Annotated in this window: 18 protein-coding genes; 2 read left to right on the top strand and 16 right to left on the bottom strand. The window is 65.2% G+C overall.

Annotation, left to right across the window (positions count from 1 at the left end):
• Nucleotide 1: 1 nt before the first annotated feature.
• The 5 genes from IE243_RS02855 to IE243_RS02835 form a co-directional block, all read right to left on the bottom strand.
• On the bottom strand, nt 2-775 hold the full coding sequence (locus tag IE243_RS02855) for an ATP12 family chaperone protein (RefSeq protein ID WP_244642667.1): 774 nt from the start codon (nt 773-775) through the stop codon (nt 2-4).
• Nucleotides 776-1,090: 315 nt separating this feature from the next.
• On the bottom strand, nt 1,091-2,386 hold the full coding sequence (locus IE243_RS02850; RefSeq protein ID WP_191317936.1) for an RluA family pseudouridine synthase: 1,296 nt from the start codon (nt 2,384-2,386) through the stop codon (nt 1,091-1,093).
• A 614-nt stretch (nt 2,387-3,000) separates the two neighbouring features.
• On the bottom strand, nt 3,001-3,381 hold the full coding sequence (gene crcB / locus IE243_RS02845) for a fluoride efflux transporter CrcB (RefSeq protein WP_191317773.1): 381 nt from the start codon (nt 3,379-3,381) through the stop codon (nt 3,001-3,003).
• 207 nt (nt 3,382-3,588) lie between these two features.
• Nucleotides 3,589-5,604: an acetoacetate--CoA ligase gene (locus IE243_RS02840; RefSeq protein ID WP_191317772.1), complete on the bottom strand. Its 2,016-nt coding sequence runs from the start codon at nt 5,602-5,604 to the stop codon at nt 3,589-3,591.
• Nucleotides 5,605-5,730: 126 nt separating this feature from the next.
• Nucleotides 5,731-7,077 carry a replication-associated recombination protein A gene (locus IE243_RS02835; RefSeq protein ID WP_191317771.1) on the bottom strand — a complete coding sequence of 449 codons (1,347 nt, stop codon included), beginning with the start codon at nt 7,075-7,077 and terminating at the stop codon, nt 5,731-5,733.
• Between the two features lie 270 nt (nt 7,078-7,347).
• Between IE243_RS02835 and IE243_RS02830 the strand changes: the two genes are divergently transcribed.
• Both IE243_RS02830 and IE243_RS02825 read left to right on the top strand, forming a co-directional pair.
• Nucleotides 7,348-9,603, top strand: a complete 2,256-nt coding sequence (locus IE243_RS02830; protein WP_191317770.1) for a protein-disulfide reductase DsbD family protein — start codon at nt 7,348-7,350, stop codon at nt 9,601-9,603.
• A gap of 276 nt (nt 9,604-9,879) precedes the next feature.
• Complete coding sequence (locus tag IE243_RS02825) at nt 9,880-10,527, top strand: thioredoxin family protein (protein ID WP_191317769.1); 648 nt, start codon at nt 9,880-9,882, stop codon at nt 10,525-10,527.
• Between the two features lie 71 nt (nt 10,528-10,598).
• Here IE243_RS02825 and IE243_RS02820 read toward each other — a convergent pair whose 3' ends face one another.
• From IE243_RS02820 to rplR, 11 genes are all read right to left on the bottom strand, one after another.
• A complete protein-coding gene (locus IE243_RS02820; protein WP_244642732.1) occupies nt 10,599-11,975 on the bottom strand; it encodes a Do family serine endopeptidase in 1,377 nt (458 codons plus the stop codon).
• A 500-nt stretch (nt 11,976-12,475) separates the two neighbouring features.
• Nucleotides 12,476-12,889, bottom strand: a complete 414-nt coding sequence (gene rplQ, locus IE243_RS02815; protein ID WP_191317768.1) for a 50S ribosomal protein L17 — start codon at nt 12,887-12,889, stop codon at nt 12,476-12,478.
• A gap of 87 nt (nt 12,890-12,976) precedes the next feature.
• Nucleotides 12,977-13,996: a DNA-directed RNA polymerase subunit alpha gene (locus IE243_RS02810; RefSeq protein WP_191317767.1), complete on the bottom strand. Its 1,020-nt coding sequence runs from the start codon at nt 13,994-13,996 to the stop codon at nt 12,977-12,979.
• Between the two features lie 102 nt (nt 13,997-14,098).
• Nucleotides 14,099-14,488: a 30S ribosomal protein S11 gene (gene rpsK, locus IE243_RS02805; RefSeq protein ID WP_132010769.1), complete on the bottom strand. Its 390-nt coding sequence runs from the start codon at nt 14,486-14,488 to the stop codon at nt 14,099-14,101.
• A 101-nt stretch (nt 14,489-14,589) separates the two neighbouring features.
• Nucleotides 14,590-14,958 (bottom strand): 30S ribosomal protein S13, encoded by a 369-nt coding sequence (gene rpsM, locus IE243_RS02800; protein ID WP_132010767.1) that lies wholly within the window; start codon nt 14,956-14,958, stop codon nt 14,590-14,592.
• A 178-nt stretch (nt 14,959-15,136) separates the two neighbouring features.
• Nucleotides 15,137-15,727: an adenylate kinase gene (locus tag IE243_RS02795; protein ID WP_191317766.1), complete on the bottom strand. Its 591-nt coding sequence runs from the start codon at nt 15,725-15,727 to the stop codon at nt 15,137-15,139.
• The gene (gene secY / locus IE243_RS02790) at nt 15,724-17,061 is read right to left on the bottom strand and encodes a preprotein translocase subunit SecY (RefSeq protein WP_191317765.1); all 1,338 of its coding nucleotides are present in this window, start codon (nt 17,059-17,061) and stop codon (nt 15,724-15,726) included. The genes IE243_RS02795 and secY overlap by 4 nt, the downstream gene beginning before the upstream one ends.
• A gap of 112 nt (nt 17,062-17,173) precedes the next feature.
• Nucleotides 17,174-17,653, bottom strand: a complete 480-nt coding sequence (gene rplO, locus IE243_RS02785) for a 50S ribosomal protein L15 (RefSeq protein WP_191317764.1) — start codon at nt 17,651-17,653, stop codon at nt 17,174-17,176.
• A gap of 5 nt (nt 17,654-17,658) precedes the next feature.
• Complete coding sequence (gene rpmD / locus IE243_RS02780) at nt 17,659-17,853, bottom strand: 50S ribosomal protein L30 (RefSeq protein ID WP_191317763.1); 195 nt, start codon at nt 17,851-17,853, stop codon at nt 17,659-17,661.
• 11 nt (nt 17,854-17,864) lie between these two features.
• The gene (gene rpsE / locus IE243_RS02775; RefSeq protein WP_191317934.1) at nt 17,865-18,425 is read right to left on the bottom strand and encodes a 30S ribosomal protein S5; all 561 of its coding nucleotides are present in this window, start codon (nt 18,423-18,425) and stop codon (nt 17,865-17,867) included.
• Between the two features lie 152 nt (nt 18,426-18,577).
• Entirely contained in the window at nt 18,578-18,940 is a 363-nt protein-coding gene (gene rplR, locus IE243_RS02770; protein ID WP_191317762.1) for a 50S ribosomal protein L18, read from the bottom strand.
• Between the last annotated feature and the right edge of the window lie 7 nt (nt 18,941-18,947).

The following is an 18,947-nucleotide window of genomic DNA, read 5'->3' as shown; positions in this document are numbered from 1 at the left end:
TTCACGCAGACAGGCTGGATTTACACACCTGGGCCGCCGCCGAGAAATCCGCGAAGCGCCGCGTCCGGCGGGCCTTCGCCTCCGCATCCTCGCCCCAGCGGGCAATCTGGTGGTCTTCATCCACATGGGCCGCGGCCCATGCCTCCTCCACCCCGAGTCGCCCGTCGCGCACCGCCAGGGCGATGACCAGCGAGCCAGCGAGCGAGGTCATCACATGAAGGCCAGCAATGGAAAACGGCCCCGTCGAGGCGCGCGCCGCCGCGCCTGCCGCAGCCAGCGTCTCCGGGGGTTGCGCCACATGCATGACGCCCTCGGCCAGCATGAAGCGCGCGCCATGGCGTTCGTCCATCCAGGCCAGCAGCGGGTCCCATGCCTGCGTCTGCCGCAACGTCAGGCTGTCCGGCTCCGTCGCCCGGTAGCACAGCAGGTCCGTTTCGGCGTAACGGATGATCTCGGCGAGAACCGGCTCCGGATCAGGAGCCACCGCGTCATGGGCCGCGAAAGCCATGCGGGTCAGCGGCATGTTCGCCGGATTGATCTCATCAAGCTGCGCCCGCCACTCGTCCGCCACCGCCTCCGCCAGCTCCTGAGTCGGCAAGGTCAGCAATCGCTTCGCCGACGTGCGGGCCTGCCGCCCGTCCAGCCGCACAGAGAAGGAGCCGTTTTCCTCCGCCTGCACCGTCACGTCCTTGTAGAACCGGCGCGGCAACGCCGGCTTCATGGCCTGCTGGCTGAGACGGATCGGATCGCCGCCGTCAGGAGCACGAAAACTCATGGCTAACCCCATTCAGTCAATGCGAGAGGAAACGCATCTCATCGCATTGATTTTGCTATAAAACACCAACAGCAGCATGCTGGCCTGACCATCCGGGCCGCCCGGAGATCGACGCCGGCGGCGCACGGGCCATACGCTGCGCGCGGCCCCTGAGGACAAGACCTGGATGGCCGGGTCAAGCCCGGCCATGACGCGATGGAGGAGCAGCATCACCTTCAGACAACCAGGAGGCGGCGCACAAAACGTCAGCGACGCCAATAATTTGCAGCGTTTTCATGAATCAGGCCCGCAAGCCAGGCGCCCGCCTGTCCGCCATCATTCCTCCGGCGATTCGACAATCGGATCGTAACGCGAGGCGTCGAAGCCCAGCAGGTTCCAGGTCTGCGCCATGTGGGGCGGCAACGGCGCCGTGACGTCGATCGGCCGGCCGTCGCGCGGATGCGGAATGATGATGCGCCGCGCCAGCAAATGCAGCTTCTTCTGGATGCCGCCGGGCAGCTCCCAGTTCTCGACGTTGAAATATTTCGGATCGCCAACGATCGGATGCCCCATGTGCGCGGTGTGCACGCGCAACTGGTGGGTGCGTCCGGTCACCGGCTTCAGCGACACCCACGACACTTTCTGCGCCGAGTTCTCCACCAGAGCATAATAGGTCACCGCGTGGCTGGCGCCGTCGTCGCCATGCTGGGCCACGCCCATGCGCGATTCGCCGTCGGGGTCCTCTTCCTTGGCGATGTAGGTTGAGATGCGCCCCTGCTTGACGCGCGGCACGCCGGCCACCAGCGCCCAGTAGATCTTGCGCGTCACGCGGGACCTGAAGCTTTTGCCCAGGGTCGCAGCCGCCAGCCGCGTCTTGGCGATGACCAGGCAGCCGGCCGTGTCCTTGTCGAGACGATGCACCAGACGCGGCTTTTGACCGGCCTTGTCGCGCATGGACTCGAGCATGCCGTCCACATGCCGGTGCGTGCCGGATCCGCCCTGCACCGCCAGGCCCATGGGCTTGTTCAGCACCATCAGATCCTTGTCCTCATAGAGGATCAGCGAACGCAGATAGGCGGCGTCATCCTCATCCTGACGCGGCGTGCGGCCGGTGGGGCGCGCTTCCGTAAGCTTCAGCGGCGGAATGCGGACGCTTTGCCCAGCCTTCAGGCGATCGTTCGGTTTCACCCGCCCGCCATCAACACGCAACTCGCCCTTGCGAACGATGCGCTGGATGTGGGTGAAAGCCAATTGCGGGAACCGCGCCGTCAGGAAGCGGTCGAGGCGCATGTCAGCCTCATCCGGCTCAACGATCAGCGTCTGCACGCCGGTGGCCAAAGCCTCGCTGGTTTCGGCGCGGATACGGGCCTTCTGCCCTGGCGCCGCGATGCTTTTGCCCCCAACCGGCTTGCGGGCGGCGGCGCGCTCGCCCGGCTGGCGCTCCTTCAGCTGCCGCTCCTGCGGCGCACGCCTAGAGCCAGTCTGGCGGGTTTCGACGACAGGCGCCGCTTCGCCGGTCGCGCCGTCATCGTCATCGTCAAAGCCGCCAGCGAAAACGCCCCCGGCCGCCTCAACCTCGACAGCAGCCCAGTCGATATCGGCGTCGCCGTCATCGACGCCGCCATCCCACATATCTCCCCATTCGGCGTCCGCCGTCTGGATGTCGCGGGAGGCCTTCGCCTCGTCTGCCGCCGGGTTCCAGCCGGGACGGGCATAACCGTCGTCCCGCCTGGCTCCACGGCCCGCGGTTTTACGCGCTGGTTTGCCCGATCGGGCGCCGGCGGCTGCGCCGCGCGTCTCTTCCTTGCGCACGAACCTGCCTGCGGCCTTGTCATAAGTGGGTTTGCGCGGACCTGCCGCCTTCCCCGCCGGCCTGCCAGTCGCCTTGCCAGCCGCCTTGCCGCCGACGCCGCGCGCGTCTGCCCGGCCAGCGCCGCCTGCCGGCTTGCCGGCGCTTTTGCCAGCAACGCCGCCAGGTCCCCGCGACCTGGCGAACCAGTCTTCATCGCCGCCGCTTCCGGTGTTCTGCACCTCAGCCGGAGGTTCGCGATACCCCCGGTCGCCGCGATCATCGAAGCGCTTGCCCCGGAAACCCTGCCCGCCGCGCGCCGGACCGCGCGCGCCATCTGGCCGCGAACCTGCCGGGCGCGCCCCGCCTGCGCGGAAACCGCCGGATTTGCCCCCACCCGGTTTGAACCCGCCGGGTTTGCCCCCGCGTCCGCCATTGCGGTTGCCAGTATCGCGGGTCATGCCAGGCTCCTCATCATCACAAGTCCGACCGCCAGACCCGCGACGCCACATATCAAAGACCCGAGAACGTAGGCCATGGCGCTGGCGAAATCGCCCCGCTGCCACAGCAAAACCGCCTCAAGCGAAAAGGTTGAAAAGGTTGTATAGCCGCCGAGCACGCCGGTCGCCAGAAACAGCCGCAGGTTCTGCGACGCGCCATCGGGCCGCAGCGCCATCCATCCCACGAGCAGGCCCATGGCCAGCGAGCCGGTGATATTGATCAGCAGCGTGCCCCATGGGAATCCGAGCCCGAACGCCCGCGCGGCCGCCATGCCGAAAAGGTGACGGCAAACGCCCCCAATCCCGGCGCCGAAGAAAACCAGAGCAATCGCCTGCATGAAACCGATCGGGCGACGCGTCCTGACCCATTCAGAAATGCGCGGCGCTCCCGTCGCCACGCCAATACACCCAAACGTCGCCAGAAGCGATGGTTTTGGCGTTGGCTGATGTGTCCGCATTCCCGGCGGTCGTCGCCAGCCCTCCCCGGGACAACGGCGACGTTCAACCAGAAATTGGCTGGCGGCCTGTAGCCGCCGCCTTTCGCGTCAGCCGGCGCCCTGCGCCCGCTGTTTCGCCAGCGTCACATACCATTCAAAACTGTCCGGATTGGCCATGGCGTCGCGGTTGATCAGCCCTTCCGGCGGATGACCGAGCAGCAGACGCTTCACCGGAACTTCCAGCTTTTTGCCGGACAGGGTGTAGGGCACCGCTGGCGTCTCAACAATGGCGTTGGGCACATGCCGCGCCGAAAGCTGCGAACGTATCTGCCCGTTGAGCGCCGCCTTCAGACGCTCATCCAGCACGGCGCCCTGCTTTGGAACCACGAACAGGTAGAGGAACGACTCGCGGCCAAGGAACTCCAGGTCCACCACCATGCTGTCGGCGATTTCCGGGAAAGCGTCGACCACGCGGTAGAATTCGCTGGTGCCCATGCGGATGCCATGACGGTTGATGGTCGCGTCCGAACGGCCATAGATGATCGCGCCGCCACGCGGCGTGATGCGCAGCCAGTCGCCATGCCGCCAGACGCCTGGATAGACGTCAAAATAGCTGTCCAGATAACGTTTGTTGCCCGGATCATTCCAGAAATACAGCGGCATCGACGGGATTGGCAGGGTGCAGACCAGTTCACCCACCTCATCGATCAGCGGCTTGCCGCTTTCGTCCCACGCCTCGACCTTGTGGCCGAGCGCCCGGCACTGCATCTCGCCGGCGTAGACCGGCAGCGTCGGCGCGCCGCAGATGAACGCCCCGGCGAAATCGGTGCCGCCGGAGATCGGCGACAGCCAGATGTCGTCGCGCACGTTCTCGTAGATCCAGGCGTAAGCCTCCGCCGACAGCGGCGAGCCGGTCGACGACATGGCGCGCAGGCTCGACAGGTCGGCGAATTCGCGCGGCCGCAGATTGGCCTTGGCGCAATTGCCGTAATAGGCGGCGCCGCAGCCGAACACCGTCACCTTCGCCTTCTCGATGAAACGCCAGAGCACGCCGAGATCGGGAAACGCCGGATTGCCGTCATAAAGCGCGATGGCCGAGCCAGCGGCCATGGCGGCGACCTGGGCGTTCCACATGATCCAGCCAGAGCTGGTGTACCATTGCGTCGTGTCCCCGGGGCCCAGATCGCAGTGGATTGACTGCATCAGCAGCATTTCGACGGTGATGCCGGCGTGGCCGTGCACGATCGGCTTCGGCAGGCCGGTTGTCCCGGACGAGTACACCACCCACAGCGGATGATCGGCCTCCACCGCCACCGGCGGGCAGGAGGCGGTTTTCGCCGCCAGTTCGCGCCAGTCATGCGCTTCCGGAAAGCGCTGGCGATCGACGCCGTCGTGGAGGCGCGGCAGAATAATGAGCTGCTCGACGCCCGGCAGCGCCTCCACCAGCTCGGCGACGCTCTCGGCGCGATCGAAGGGCTTTCCAGCGTAGACATAGCCGTCGGCGCAGATCAGCACCTTGGGGTCGATCTGGCGGAAACGGTCGAGCACGGCGCTCTTGCCCATGTCCGACGAGCACAGCGACCACACCGCGCCAAGGCTGGCGACAGCGAGAAAGGTGATGATGGTTTCGGGAATATTCGGCAGCACCGCCACGACGCGGTCGCCTGGCCCGACGCCAAAGTCACGCAGGGCGGCGGCGATGGCGCCGACCTGGTTGCGCAACTCGCCCCAGCTTACCTCGCCCAGTTCTCCGTCCTCTGAACCGAAAACGATGGCGCGCCGGTCCGGCGCATCCATATGGTGGCGCAGCACATGGTCGGCGTAATTCAGCCGCGCGCCCTGGAACCATCGCGCGCCCGGCATCGTGTGGCTGGACAGCACCTGGTCATAAGGGCGCTCGCTACGCACCTCGAAATAGTCCCAGACCGCCGCCCAGAAGCGCTCCAGATTGTCCACCGACCACTGCCAGAGCGTCGGATAATCGGGGAACGACAGACCCTCCCGCTGTTCCAGCCAGCGGGTAAAATGCGTGATGCGGGCCTTTTCGATATCCGCCGCCGTCGGCGTCCACAGCAGCCTGGCCTCTTCCGTCTGCCCGGCGCGCTCCTGTTGCTGGCCCGTCATGTCGTTCCCTCTTTGTTGTTCACTGTCCCAGCGCCAACGCGCTTCATGGCGACGTCATGTGAACGGATTTTCACACGGATTTTCACTCTCGCCGGGTCGGTTCCGGCCATGGCCGCGTGGACAGTCCTATCCTCCGCGCCGCTCGCGCCGCAGCTTCTCCCACCAGTCCAGCCGCTTGCCGATTTCCCGCTCGAAGCCGCGCTGCGACGGTTCGTAGAAGTGCTGCCGGCCAAGCTTCTCCGGCCAGTAATTTTGCCCGGAAAAGGCGTCCGGCTGGTCATGGTCGTATTGATAGTCCGCGCCGTAGCCTTCCGCCTTCATCAATTTGGTGGGGGCGTTGAGGATGGTGCGCGGCGGCATCAGGGAGCCGCCGGCTTTCGCCGTGCGGCGGGCCCCGGCCAGCGCCATGTAGACCGCGTTGGATTTGGGCGCCGTCGCCAGATAGACCACGGCGTTGGCCAGGGCCAGCGCCCCCTCTGGCAGCCCAAGAAAATCGTAGGCGTCCTTCGCCGCATTGGCCACCTGCAGCGCCTGCGGATCAGCCAGGCCGATGTCCTCCACCGCCATCACGGTCAGACGGCGGGCGATGAACAGGGGATCCTCGCCTGCTTCGATCATCCGGGCGAAGTAATACAGGGCGGCGTCCGGGTCGGAGCCGCGCACGCATTTGTGCAGCGCCGAAATCAGATTGTAGTGGCCGTCCTGGCCCTTGTCGTAGATCGGCGCCCGACGTTGCACCACCTCGACAAGCTGGGCGGCGTCGAACACCTCGCCAGGCCGCGCCGCCCGCCAGATTTCTTCCGCCAGGGTGAGCGAGGCGCGGCCATCGCCATCCGCCATGGCGACCAGCGCCACGCGGGCGTCGGCTGTCAGCGGCAGGGGTCTGTCCCCGATCGTCTCGGCCCGCGCCAGCAGGCTTTCGATCGCGGCCGGGTCGAGCGCGCGGAAGGTCAGCACCCGCGCCCGCGACAACAGCGCCGCATTCAGTTCGAAGGACGGGTTTTCCGTCGTGGCGCCAATCAGGGTGATGGTCCCGTCTTCCATCACAGGAAGAAAGGCGTCGAGCTGCGCCCGGTTGAAACGGTGTATCTCGTCAACGAACAGCAAGGTGCGCTGCCCGGCGGCGCGGCGCACGCGGGCGCCTTCGAAAACCTTCTTGAGATCGGCCACGCCGGAAAAGATCGCCGAGATCTGCTCGAAGCGCAGGTCGGTTGCGCCCGCCAGCAGCCGCGCCACCGTTGTCTTGCCGGTGCCGGGCGGCCCCCAGAAAATCAGCGACCCCAACGAACCGGATTCGAGCATCCGGGTGAGCGCTCCCTCCGGACCGACCAGATGATCCTGCCCGGCGACCTCGGCAAGTTGCGTTGGCCGCAGCCGGTCGGCCAGCGGCCGTCCCGCCGCCGGGACGCGATCGCCGTCCGGACGCGGCTCATCCGCGGGGGCCGGCTCCATTGAAGAAAACAGATCGCCCATTGTCCGGGTCCATTCCGCGCCCGGCGCCCCATTGGCGCCGTGATCGCCCTCTCATGTGCGCTGATGTATATAAGGTGACGAAACGCCCAGGGCAAAAAGCGCCGGCGGTCTGACATGATTGGCGTGCATTGCAAGCGTAACAAGCGCTCTCACGAGCCAGCGCGCCAAGCCGCGCATGTTCGCGCAACACATAAAAAATACCAAACAAATGTATGGTTAATTTAATTAAATTAACCATAGTTCATGTGACAGATGAAAAGCGGAACTCTGATGGCGGCATCACCAACCGGGCGAGCTTTGCGGGCAACCATGCTGGCGTTCGGACTTGCGATTCTTGCGGTTTTTGCCCTGGCCGCCCAGAGCCTGACCATGGGCGACGCGGCGCTGGCCAATCAGCGCGGCAATGATCTGGTCAAGGCCGACCTGCTGATCGAGCCCTCCGCCATCCAGCCGGGCAAGCCGTTCACGGTGGCGCTGCGCCTGCGCACGAAGGAGCACTGGCACACCTATTGGCGCAACCCGGGCGATTCTGGCCTGCCCACGGAAATCCGCTGGTCGCTGCCGCCAGGCTTTCGCGCTGGCCCGATCCAGTGGCCGACGCCGCAGCGGCTGCCGGTCGGCCCGCTGATGAATTTCGGCTATGAAGGCGAAACCTTCCTGCTGACACAGATCACCCCGCCTGCCGATCTGGCCCCCGTCGGTCGGGTGACCCTCAAGGCTGACGCCTCATGGCTGGTCTGCGAGAAAGAGTGCATCCCTGGCGGCGCCAGCCTCTCCGCCAGCGCCCCCGCGGCTCCTGACGTCGCCTCCGTGGCCCCTGACCCCGCCTCTGCCCAGGCCTTCGCCCTGGCGCGCGACCAGCAACCGACGCCCCTCAGCGGCGCCACATTTGACGCCAGCGGCGATGCTTTCACCGTCACGGCGCCCTTGCCGGCCGGCATGACAGCCGACGAGATCCGGGACGCTGCGTTCTTTCCCGTGGACGAGAGCCTGCTGGAAAACGCTGCGCCGCAAAAGCGCGACATAAAGGACGGCAAGCTGACGCTGACCATGCAGCGCAGCGCCCCCGCATCCGCCGCCCTCTCACACCTTGCCGGAGTGATCAGCCTCACCGCCGCCAGCGGCGCGACGCGTGGTTATGAGATCAGCATTGGCGATCCGCCCCCGGCCGTCGCCAGTTTGCCCATCAGCCAGCCGGCCTTCGCCGTGCCGCCTAGGGCAACGGCGCCGACGTCGACCGGGGCCGACGCGGCCAGCCTCACCCTCTGGATGGCGCTTGTTCTCGCCTTTGCCGGCGGAATGGTCCTCAACCTGATGCCCTGCGTGTTTCCGGTGCTGTCGATCAAGGTGCTGTCGCTGGCCCAGGGCGGCGGCAAGACGCCGCGCGCCATGCGCCTGCATGGGCTGAGCTACGGCGCAGGCGTTCTGGTCTCATTCGTTGCCCTCGCCGCCATGCTCATCGCCGCCCGACAGGCCGGCGCCAGCATTGGCTGGGGCTTCCAGTTGCAGTCGCCGCCCGTCGTTGCGCTGCTGGCTTATGTCATGTTCGCCATGGGACTGGGGCTTTCCGGGGCCGTGCAACTCGGCGCGTCGTGGAGCGGTCTCGGCGATCGCCTCACCCGCAGGGCCAGCTATGGCGGATCCTTCTTCACCGGCATTCTCGCCGCCGTCGTCGCCAGCCCGTGCACCGGACCATTCATGGGCGCCGCCATTGGCTTTTCGCTCACCCAGTCTGCGGGCATGGCCATCGCCGTCTTCATCGCCCTTGGCGCCGGCCTCGCCTTTCCGTTTGTGCTGCTCACCTTCCTGCCGGCGCTGATGAAGCGCATGCCGCGCCCCGGCCGCTGGATGGAAATCCTCAAGCAGGCCCTCGCTTTCCCGCTGTACGCCACCGCCGCATGGCTGATCTGGGTGCTGAGCCAGCAGGTGTCGCCCATCGGCCTGTCACTGGCGCTTGGCGGCCTCGTCGCCGTGGCGTTGGCCATCTGGGCCGCTGGCCTCGCCGCCGCGGCGGGACGGGGCGGCGCCATCGCCGCCCGCGTGGTTGTGGCGCTGGCCCTCGTTATTGCCGTCGCCTGCATCTGGCGCGTGGATGAAACCCGTCATGCCCCCGGCGCCGTGGCCGCAACCGGCGAAGGCGTCGAGCCCTTCACACAGCAGCGGCTCAACGCCCTGCTGACTGAACGCAAGCCGGTGCTCGTCAATCTGACAGCGGCCTGGTGCATCACCTGCATGGTCAACGAGCGCACCACCCTGGACACCGCCAGTGTGCGCGACGCGATGCAAGCGCGCGGCGTCGCCTATCTGAAGGGGGACTGGACCAACCAGAATCCGGAAATCACCGCCCTGCTGGCGCGATTCGGTCGCGGCGGCGTGCCGCTGTATCTGGTCTATCGCGGCGAAGGCGTCGAGGAGGCCCCAGTGGTCCTGCCGCAAATCCTGACCCCCGCGACTGTGATCGAGGCCTTGTCGGCGCTGCCCGCGCGCATCGCTCTCAGGAAAGAAGGCGGCGACCACACCCCCTGACCCCTGGCGACATGCCTGTCCCGCCAGAGCCTGGTCGCTGGATTGTCAGTTGCCGACAACCCTGCCAGCGGTTTGGCTGCAAGGTAAATCCGCTCACACTGAAGCCGGCATTCGCGCTATTTTCTGATTGAAAGCGTTTCCAGGCGCTGGTCTTCGCATTGCCGGAGAACGCAGGGAATCAAGGGCATTTGGCATGCCCGGGCCTGTCCGGAGCAAATTTTCCGGAATGACGGCGCCACGGCGCCCGCCAGCATTGCATCGCCAAGGAGAATGAGGATGAGCCACCCCTTTTGTCTCTCACGCCGTCATCTGCTCGCGGGCAGCGCCCTTGCCGGCCTGGCCCTGGCGACCGGCCTGCCTGCTCTCGCCGCTCCGCCGCCAGTGAAGTCCGGCTCCGTTGCGCCGGCTTTCACCCTGGCCTCAGCCGGAGGCGGCAAAATTTCCCTCGCCGACTTCAAGGGCAAGACCGTGGTGCTGGAGTGGACCAATCACGAATGTCCATTCGTGAAAAAACACTACTCCAGCGGCAACATGCAGAAGTTGCAGAAGGAGGCCGCCGGGGCAGGCGTTGTCTGGCTCACCATCATTTCGTCCGCGCCCGGCGAGCAGGGCGCCGTTTCGGCGGAGGAAGCCAACCGTCTGACCGCCAGCCGCAGCGCCACGCCAGCCCAGGTGCTGTTCGATCCCGACGGCAAGGTCGGCCGCGCCTATGGCGCGCGGGCGACGCCGCACATGTATGTCATCGCGCCGGACGGCAAGCTCGCCTATTTGGGCGCCATCGATGACAAGCCTGGCACGGACGTCGCCGAAGTTCAGGGCGCGCGCAATTACGTGCGTGAGGCGCTGGCTGAACTCAGTAGTGGAAAGCCGGTGAGCGCGCCGCAAACCCGCGCTTACGGTTGCGCGATCAAATACGCATCCTGAGCAGGCGCCCGATCGGCGCTCCCACTGGATCAGTGGCCGGGCTCGCGGCCCGGCGCTGACCAGCAGTGGTCTCAGCCGCCCAGAACGGCGGTGAACACCTCTTCGCCGCGCTTGATGGTGATTTCCCAATAGCGGGCGCGACGGGACAGGGCCGCGTCGAGTTCACGCGACGTTCCAACCTTCTCGCCGTTGACGGCCACAATGACGTCGCCCTTTTTCAGTCCAACCTGCGCCGCGCTGGAACCCTCGCCAATATCCAGAATCACCACGCCCGCGCCCGACACGTCCATGGACAGTTCCTCGGCGACCGCCGGCGACAGGTTGGCCGCCGTGGCCCCGCCAAACGGCGTGCGCGACGACAGCTTCACCTCATCCCGGGCCGGCGTTTCCGGAGCGGGCGCCAGACGGATCCTGACAGTTTCCTTGCGGGAGCCGCGCTGCACCGTCAGCGTCGCCTCCCCGCCCATCGGCCGGGTCGCCAGCCGGTAACCAAACGCGTCCGGGTCATCCACCGCTTGCCCATCCACGGACAGGATGACATCGCCGCGCTTCAGGCCGGCCGCGGCCGCCGGGCTACCTGGCCGCAGATCAGCCACCATGGCGCCGGTTGGCCGATCGAGCCCAACGCTCTCGGCAATGTCAGCGGTCACCGCCTGCAGCCGCCCGCCGAAATAGGGGCGCTTCACAAGCTTGCCCCCGCTCTTCGCCGATTCCACTACCACCCGCGTCATGGCGGCCGGAATGGCGAAGCCAATGCCGACGCTGCCGCCGGAACGCGAATAGATGGCCGAATTGATCCCGACCAGCCGCCCCTTCATGTCGACGAGGGCGCCGCCGGAATTGCCGGGATTGATGGCCGCGTCGGTCTGGATGAAGAACTGGTAGTCGCCAATGCCGACCTGGGTGCGCGCCAGGGCCGAAACAATGCCCTGGGTCACCGTCTGACCGACGCCGAACGGGTTGCCGATAGCGAGCACCAGGTCGCCGACCTCCAGCGCATCGGAATCACCAAGCTCCATGGCCGGCAATTTCACGCCCTTGTCGCGGATGCGAAGCACCGCCAGATCGGTGCGTGGATCGCGCAGCACGATATCGCACTCAAACTCGCGCTTGTCGGCCAGGGCGATCTTCACCTCCGTCATGTTCTCGATGACGTGGTGATTGGTGACGATGATGCCCGACGGATCAACAATCACGCCCGAGCCAAGCGAACGCGCCACCCGCTCGCGCGGAACCCCGAAGTCGCCGCCAAAAAAGCGCCGGAAGAACGGGTCCTCGAACAACGGATTTTGTTGCTGACGCTCGACCCGCGCACCGTAGACGTTGACCACCGACGGGGCCACTTTCTTGACGATCGGGCTGAACGACAGCTGGATCTCGCCACGCCCCTGGGGAACTTCGCGGGTCTGCGCCAACGCCATGGACGGCGCAACCACGACAGTCGCCATGAAAACCGCGGCGGCGATGACCGCAGAACGTGAAACCACGCTCCTGCGCATCGCCATCCGGGCCGGCCGCATGCCATGGGCGCCAATAACCATCCGCATCCTTTACTCTCCCACGCACATGGCCGGACGCCGCAACCGGATCCCGCCTCAGATAAAACCTTCATGCGCCCCGCCGGGCGGGCTGAAGCCCCATCGCCCGCCACCTCGCGCTCCGGGGAGCCAAACCTGAACCAACGCGCGCCTGAAGCTCCCCCGCAGGGAAAACCACCGAACCGCGATTGAAGGCCCCATGCCTCCCTGCTCCGGACAAACCTTGCGCGACCCGACGTTTCCGTCTGGCTGGCTGGACACCGCCTGGCCCGGACTGGTCCAGAATCCTGCACGATTCAATCGGAAAAATGGCGACCACAAGAAATCACCGCCCGGAATACCGCCATTCGGGCAATAAAAAAGGGCGGTGAAAACACCGCCCTTCGTCAAATGTCCGCGGAACGGGACAATCACGCCTCGTCAGCGCCCTGCTGGGTCGGGCCAGAGTCCTTGCCCTTTGCATCGACGTCGCGATCGACGAACTCGATGACAGCCATCGGAGCGTTGTCGCCAAAGCGGAAGCCAGCCTTCATGATGCGCAGGTAGCCGCCGTTGCGCGCCTTGTAGCGCGGGCCAAGCACTTCGAACAGCTTGCGAGCCTGATCCTGGTCACGGATCTGGGCAATGGCCTGACGACGGGCGTGCAGGTCGCCGCGCTTGCCAAGGGTCACCAGCTTCTCGACGATCGGACGGAGATCCTTCGCCTTCGGCAGGGTGGTGACGATCTGCTCATGCTTGATCAGCGCCGCAGCCATGTTGGCGAACATCGCCTTGCGGTGCTCGGAAGAGCGGTTGAAACGACGATGGGCAAAACCGTGACGCATTGGCTATCTCCAGATTTATGCGGCCGCCGTGCCACGGTACGGCCGCTCTCTTGTTTGGCCGGCCATCAAGTGGCCGGCGCATAAAGCTCAGTAGTGTTCTTCGAAGCGCTTGGCGAGGTCTTCGATATTCTCCGGCGGCCAGCCCTGCACGTCCATGCCGAGGTGCAGGCCAAGGGTCGCGAGAACTTCCTTGATCTCGTTGAGCGACTTGCGACCGAAGTTCGGGGTGCGAAGCATCTCCGCTTCCGACTTCTGGATAAGGTCGCCAATGTAGACGATGTTGTCGTTCTTGAGGCAGTTGGCCGAACGGACCGACAACTCCAGCTCGTCCACCTTCTTGAGCAACGCCGGGTTGAAGGGCAGCTGCGGCGCGGCCGCGGCTCCTGCTTCCTCGCGACGGGGCTCCTCGAAGTTGACGAAGATGGCAAGCTGGTCCTGCAGGATGCGCGCGGCGTAAGCCACAGCGTCTTCCGGCGAAACCGCGCCATTGGTTTCCACTTCAAGCGTCAGCTTGTCGTAGTCCAGAACCTGTCCCTCGCGGGTGTTCTCGACGCGGTAGGAAACCTTGCGCACCGGGCTGAAAATGCTGTCCACCGGGATCAGGCCGATGGGCGCGTCCTCGGGGCAGTTGCGCTCAGCCGGCACATAACCCTTGCCGGTGTTGACCGTGAACTCCATGCGCACTTCGGCGCCGTCGTCCAGCGTGCACAGTGGCATGTCAGGGTTGAGAATCTGGATATCGCCAACCGTGTTGATGTCGCCAGCGGTGACAAGGCCGGGGCCCTGCTTGCGCAACGTCATCCGCTTGGGGCCTTCGCCCTGCATGCGAATGGCAATCATCTTCACGTTCAGCACAATGTCGGTGACGTCTTCACGAACGCCAGGCACCGACGAAAACTCGTGCAGCACGCCGTCGATCTGGATCGCCGTCACCGCAGCGCCCTGGAGAGACGACAGGAGGACGCGCCGCAAGGCGTTGCCAAGCGTCAGGCCGAAGCCACGCTCAAGCGGCTCTGCCACGAGGGTCGCCACGTGCCTGCGGTCATCGCTGCCGGACACCTCGAGCTTGCCCGGCTTGATCAGTTCCTGCCAGTTTTTCTGGATCACGAGCACACCTCTGCGGATCTCATAAGGGGCGGCGCGCCAACGCCACGTTAAAGGGCGGCGCGCCGCAAACGGCGCAGCCCCGGCAAGCCGGGGCCATCAGGATCAGACGCGGCGGCGCTTGCGCGGACGGCAACCGTTGTGCGGGATCGGCGTCACGTCGCGGATCGAGGTCACGGTAAAGCCGGCGGCCTGCAGGGCGCGCAGGGCGGACTCACGACCGGAGCCAGGACCGGAAACTTCAACCTCAAGCGTGCGCATGCCGTGCTCGGCAGCCTTGCGGGCCGCGTCCTCGGCGGCCACCTGAGCCGCATACGGGGTCGACTTGCGCGAACCCTTGAAGCCCATCGTGCCGGCGGACGACCAGGAGATCGTGTTGCCCTGCGCGTCGGTGATGGTGACCAGCGTGTTGTTGAAGCTGGCGTTCACGTGCGCGATGCCGGAAACGATATTCTTGCGCTCGCGGCGACGAACGCGGGTAACTTCCTTGGCCATAAACCACTTCCTTCAGGCGCGCCCGTATTGCCAGGCGCTCGGGACAAAACATCGCGGAGCAGGACCCCTGCTCCGCCACAGACTGGAGACCCAGCCGCTGATTACTTCTTCTTGCCGGCGATCGGCTTCGCCTTGCCCTTGCGGGTGCGGGCGTTGGTGTGGGTGCGCTGGCCGCGAACCGGCAGGCCGCGACGGTGACGCAGACCGCGATAGCAACCCAGGTCCATGAGGCGCTTGATGTTCATCGACACTTCGCGACGCAGGTCGCCTTCGACCAGATAGTCGCGGTCGATGGTCTCACGGATCTGCAGAACCTCCTGGTCGGTCAGCTCGTTGACGCGACGCTCGGCCGGAATGCCGACCTTCTCGCAGATCTCGGAGGCGAACTTCGCGCCGATGCCATGAATGTACTGAAGCGCGATAACGGTGCGCTTGTTCGTCGGAATATTTACGCCAGCAATACGAGCCAATGTCGTCTCCATGTGGCCGGCGCGTCTGCGCCGGGTCTGATGAACGCCGCAAATCCGCGGCTGAACCCGCATCCGGTGGAGGCCGGCCTTGCGGGAAACGCAATACGAACAGCGCCGTCCCTCTTGAGGAAAGAACGGCGCCGATCGGAAAAGTTGCGCCCTGTTAACCCCAAAAGGATCAGGCGTCAACCTTGTCAAGCGCCGCATAGAGCGCTGAGCTCACGGCGTCGATCGGCTGCTCGCCATCAATGCGGCTGAGCTGGCCCCTGCCCTCATAGAATGGCGCGACAACCGCCGTGTCGCGATTGTAAGCAGCCAGACGGGTCTTGAAGACTTCCGGATCGTCGTCCGCGCGAACCGGTTCGCCATTGGCCTTCGATTCGTTGGCGCGATTGATGATCCGGTTCACCAGACCATCCTGATCAACAACGAGCTCAACGACGGCGTCGAGCTTCAATCCCTTGCCGGCGAGCATGTCGCCGAGGGCCTCGGCCTGCGCCACGGTGCGCGGGAAGCCGTCGAGGATGAAACCCTTCTTCGCGTCAGGCTCCTCGATGCGATCCGCCACGATGCCGATCACAATGTCGTCGGAGACGAGCTGGCCGGCGTCCATCACCGCCCTGGCCTTCAGACCAATCGGCGTGCCAGCGGCAACCGCAGCGCGCAGCATATCGCCGGTAGACAGCTGGGGAATGCCATAACGCTCGACCAGACGTTTCGCCTGGGTGCCCTTGCCCGCGCCCGGAGGGCCCAGAAGAATCAGTCTCATTTACGCCGTCCCCCTTTAAGTTTGGCCTTCTTGACGAGGCCCTCGTACTGGTGCGCGAGCAGATGGCCATGCACTTGCGCAACCGTGTCCATCGTGACGCTCACGACGATCAGCAGCGAGGTGCCGCCGAAATAGAAGGGAAGCGAGGCATAGGAAATCAGCAGTTCGGGAAGCAGACAGATGAGGGCCAGATAGGCCGCGCCGATCACGGTGATGCGCGTCAGCACATAGTCGATGAAATCCGCCGTGCGTTCGCCCGGGCGGATGCCTGGAATGAAGCCGCCCTGCTTCTTCAGATTGTCGGCGGTCTCAGACGGGTTGAAGACGATAGCCGTGTAGAAGAAGGCGAAGAAAACGATCAGCGCCACATACAGCACGATATACAGCGGACGGCCGTGACCGAGGTACGCCGACATGCTCGCGAGGAACCCCGTGCCATCGCCGCCCTGCGAGAAGCTGGCGATGGTGGTCGGCAGCAGCAGGAGCGACGAAGCGAAGATCGGCGGAATGACGCCAGCGGTGTTGAGCTTCAACGGCAGGAACGAGGTCTGCCCCTCGTAAAGGCGGTTGCCCACCTGACGCTTGGGATAGTTGATCAGCAGCCGGCGCTGCGCCCGCTCCATGTAAACGATGAAGGCGATCGCGGCGACGGCCATGACCAGCACGCCGAGAATGATGCCGGTGGACAGGGCGCCCTGGCGGCCGAGTTCAAGAGTGCCGGCAATGGCCTGCGGCAGTTCCGCGACAATACCGGCGAAGATGATCAGCGAGACGCCATTGCCGATGCCGCGGGCGGTGATCTGCTCGCCAAGCCACATCAGGAACATGGTGCCGCCCAACAGCGTGATCACCGTGGAAATACGGAAGAACAGTCCGGGCTCAAGGACAACGTTGCCCGAGCTCTCAAGACCAACCGCGATGCCCCAGGCCTGGAACAGCGCCAGGACGACCGTGAGGTAACGGGTATACTGATTGATGACCTTGCGGCCCTGCTCGCCCTCCTTCTTTAGCTGCTCCAGCGACGGCACGATGCTCGTCAGCAGCTGCAGGATAATGGAGGCCGAAATGTACGGCATGATGTTCAGGGCGAAAATCGCCAGTCGCCCGACAGCGCCGCCGGAAAACATGTTGAACAGGCCGAGCACGCCGCCCTGGGTCTGGCGGAAAATATCGGCCACCGCGTCCGGATTGACGCCCGGGAGCGGGATATAGGTGCCGAGGCGATAGACGATCAGCGCGCCCAACGTAAACCAGATCCGCTTTTTCAGCTCCTCCGCCTTGGCGAGCGAACTGAAATTGAGACTGGAAGCGAGCTGTTCAGCTGCCGATGCCATGCGCTTGACCCTCGGGCCCCAATGGAGGGCGGCGAGCCGCCCTCCGGTTTCAGGACCGTCTTTGAAATTTTAACAAATTCAGACGGATATCACATAAACCTGAGATGTTATCTCAAGCTTCCGCAGCAGCCTCACCGCCGAGAATCGTGACGACGCCGCCCGCCTTCTCCACCGCTTCTACGGCAGAGCGGGACGCGCCCGCAACCTGCAGGACGAGCTTCGCCTTCAGTTCTCCGACGCCAAGGATACGCACGCCGTCGCGGGCCTTGGCGCAAACGCCAGCGGCCACGAGCACGTCAGCAGTCACCGGCGCAGACACATCCAGCTTGCCGGCGTCAATCGCCACCTGCAGCCGGCCGAGATTAACCTCGTTGTAGTCCTTGCGGAAAATGTTGTTGAAGCCGCGCTTCGGCAGACGGCGATGCACAGGCATCTGGCCGCCTTCGAAACCCTTGATGGCCACGCCAGCACGGGACTTCTGACCCTTGACGCCACGGCCGCCGGTCTTGCCCTTGCCGGAACCGATGCCGCGGCCAACGCGCATGCGCTCTTTGGTAGCGCCCGGATTATCGCGAATGTCTGTGAGCTTCATGTTTCTCACTCCCCGTCCACGACGCGAACGAGGTGCTTCACTGCTTCGATCATGCCGCGGGTGGCGGAATTGTCGGGCAGCGTCGAGCGCTTGTTCATCTTGTTGAGACCGAGACCAACCAGCGTCGCGCGCTGGGTGGACACGCGGCGGATCGGGCTACCGATCTGCACAACCGTCACTGTCTTCTGAGCCTTGGACATGTCGCCCTCCCTCACGCTTCAGCGGAAACGTCAGAGCCGGCGTCACGACGGCGCGACTGAAGGGTCGAAACCTTCAGGCCACGGCGCGCGGCCACCGAACGCGGGCTGTCTTCCTGCTTCAGGGCGTCGATCGTCGCGCGAACCAGGTTGTACGGGTTCGACGAACCGAGCGACTTGGCGACAACGTCGGCCACGCCCAGGGTCTCGAACACGGCGCGCATCGGGCCGCCGGCGATAATGCCAGTACCCGGAGCGGCGGCGCGCAGCACGACCTTGCCAGCGCCCCAACGGCCGTTGACGTCGTGATGCAGGGTGCGGCCTTCCTTGAGCGGAATGCGGACCAGCGTGCGCTTGGCGGCTTCAGTCGCCTTGCGGATCGCTTCCGGAACCTCACGGGCCTTGCCGTGACCGAAGCCAACGCGGCCCTTCTGGTCGCCCACGACCACGAGAGCGGCGAAGCCGAAACGGCGACCACCCTTCACGACCTTGGCGACACGATTGATATGTACAAGGCGATCAACGAATTCGCTGTCGCGCTCGCGCTCTTCGCGCGGCTGCCTGTCTCTTGCCATAACCATCTCACTTTCGCGGGCTGCGGCCCCCGCTCGCTAAAACAAATGTTCGCCGCAATGCCTCTTTGGGCGAAACGCCAAAAAGGCTGACGCGAACAGGCCGCCCCTTCCGGAGCGACCTGCCGTGCAGCCATAATGGACGTCTGGCGCCGTCAGAAGTTGAGGCCACCCTCACGGGCGGCGTCAGCCAGGGCCTTGACGCGGCCATGGTAGATGTAGGAGCCGCGATCAAACACGACGTCCTTCACGCCAGCGGCGACAGCGCGCTCTGCAACGAGCTTGCCGATCATCTTCGCCGCTTCGACGTCCGCGCCGGTCTTCAGACCGGAACGCAGATCCTTCTCCAGCGTGGAAGCCGCCGCCAGGGTCACGCCCTTCACATCATCGATGATCTGGGCGTAAATCTGCTTGGAGGACCGGAACACCGACAGCCGGGGACGGCCATTGGCGGCGGCCCGAAGAGCGCGGCGAACGCGCGCCTTGCGGCGATCGCTCGAACCTTGATTCGAAGCCATGTTCGAT

It is taken from the genome of Camelimonas fluminis, assembly GCF_014656355.1.
Classification (GTDB): domain Bacteria; phylum Pseudomonadota; class Alphaproteobacteria; order Rhizobiales; family Beijerinckiaceae; genus Camelimonas; species Camelimonas fluminis.
This window is presented reverse-complemented; position numbering and strand designations above follow the sequence as displayed.

Coding starts and splice junctions, on each gene's coding strand:
- IE243_RS02855 (WP_244642667.1), bottom strand. CDS start 775: ATGAGTTTTCGTGCTCCTGACGGCGGCGATCCGATCCGTCTCAGCCAG.
- IE243_RS02850 (WP_191317936.1), bottom strand. CDS start 2,386: ATGTGGGATGGCGGCGTCGATGACGGCGACGCCGATATCGACTGGGCT.
- crcB (WP_191317773.1), bottom strand. CDS start 3,381: ATGCAGGCGATTGCTCTGGTTTTCTTCGGCGCCGGGATTGGGGGCGTT.
- IE243_RS02840 (WP_191317772.1), bottom strand. CDS start 5,604: ATGACGGGCCAGCAACAGGAGCGCGCCGGGCAGACGGAAGAGGCCAGG.
- IE243_RS02835 (WP_191317771.1), bottom strand. CDS start 7,077: ATGGGCGATCTGTTTTCTTCAATGGAGCCGGCCCCCGCGGATGAGCCG.
- IE243_RS02830 (WP_191317770.1), top strand. CDS start 7,348: ATGGCGGCATCACCAACCGGGCGAGCTTTGCGGGCAACCATGCTGGCG.
- IE243_RS02825 (WP_191317769.1), top strand. CDS start 9,880: ATGAGCCACCCCTTTTGTCTCTCACGCCGTCATCTGCTCGCGGGCAGC.
- IE243_RS02820 (WP_244642732.1), bottom strand. CDS start 11,975: ATGGCGACTGTCGTGGTTGCGCCGTCCATGGCGTTGGCGCAGACCCGC.
- rplQ (WP_191317768.1), bottom strand. CDS start 12,889: ATGCGTCACGGTTTTGCCCATCGTCGTTTCAACCGCTCTTCCGAGCAC.
- rpsK (WP_132010769.1), bottom strand. CDS start 14,488: ATGGCCAAGGAAGTTACCCGCGTTCGTCGCCGCGAGCGCAAGAATATC.
- IE243_RS02795 (WP_191317766.1), bottom strand. CDS start 15,727: ATGAGACTGATTCTTCTGGGCCCTCCGGGCGCGGGCAAGGGCACCCAG.
- secY (WP_191317765.1), bottom strand. CDS start 17,061: ATGGCATCGGCAGCTGAACAGCTCGCTTCCAGTCTCAATTTCAGTTCG.
- rplO (WP_191317764.1), bottom strand. CDS start 17,653: ATGAAGCTCACAGACATTCGCGATAATCCGGGCGCTACCAAAGAGCGC.
- rpmD (WP_191317763.1), bottom strand. CDS start 17,853: ATGTCCAAGGCTCAGAAGACAGTGACGGTTGTGCAGATCGGTAGCCCG.
- rpsE (WP_191317934.1), bottom strand. CDS start 18,425: ATGGCAAGAGACAGGCAGCCGCGCGAAGAGCGCGAGCGCGACAGCGAA.
- rplR (WP_191317762.1), bottom strand. CDS start 18,940: ATGGCTTCGAATCAAGGTTCGAGCGATCGCCGCAAGGCGCGCGTTCGC.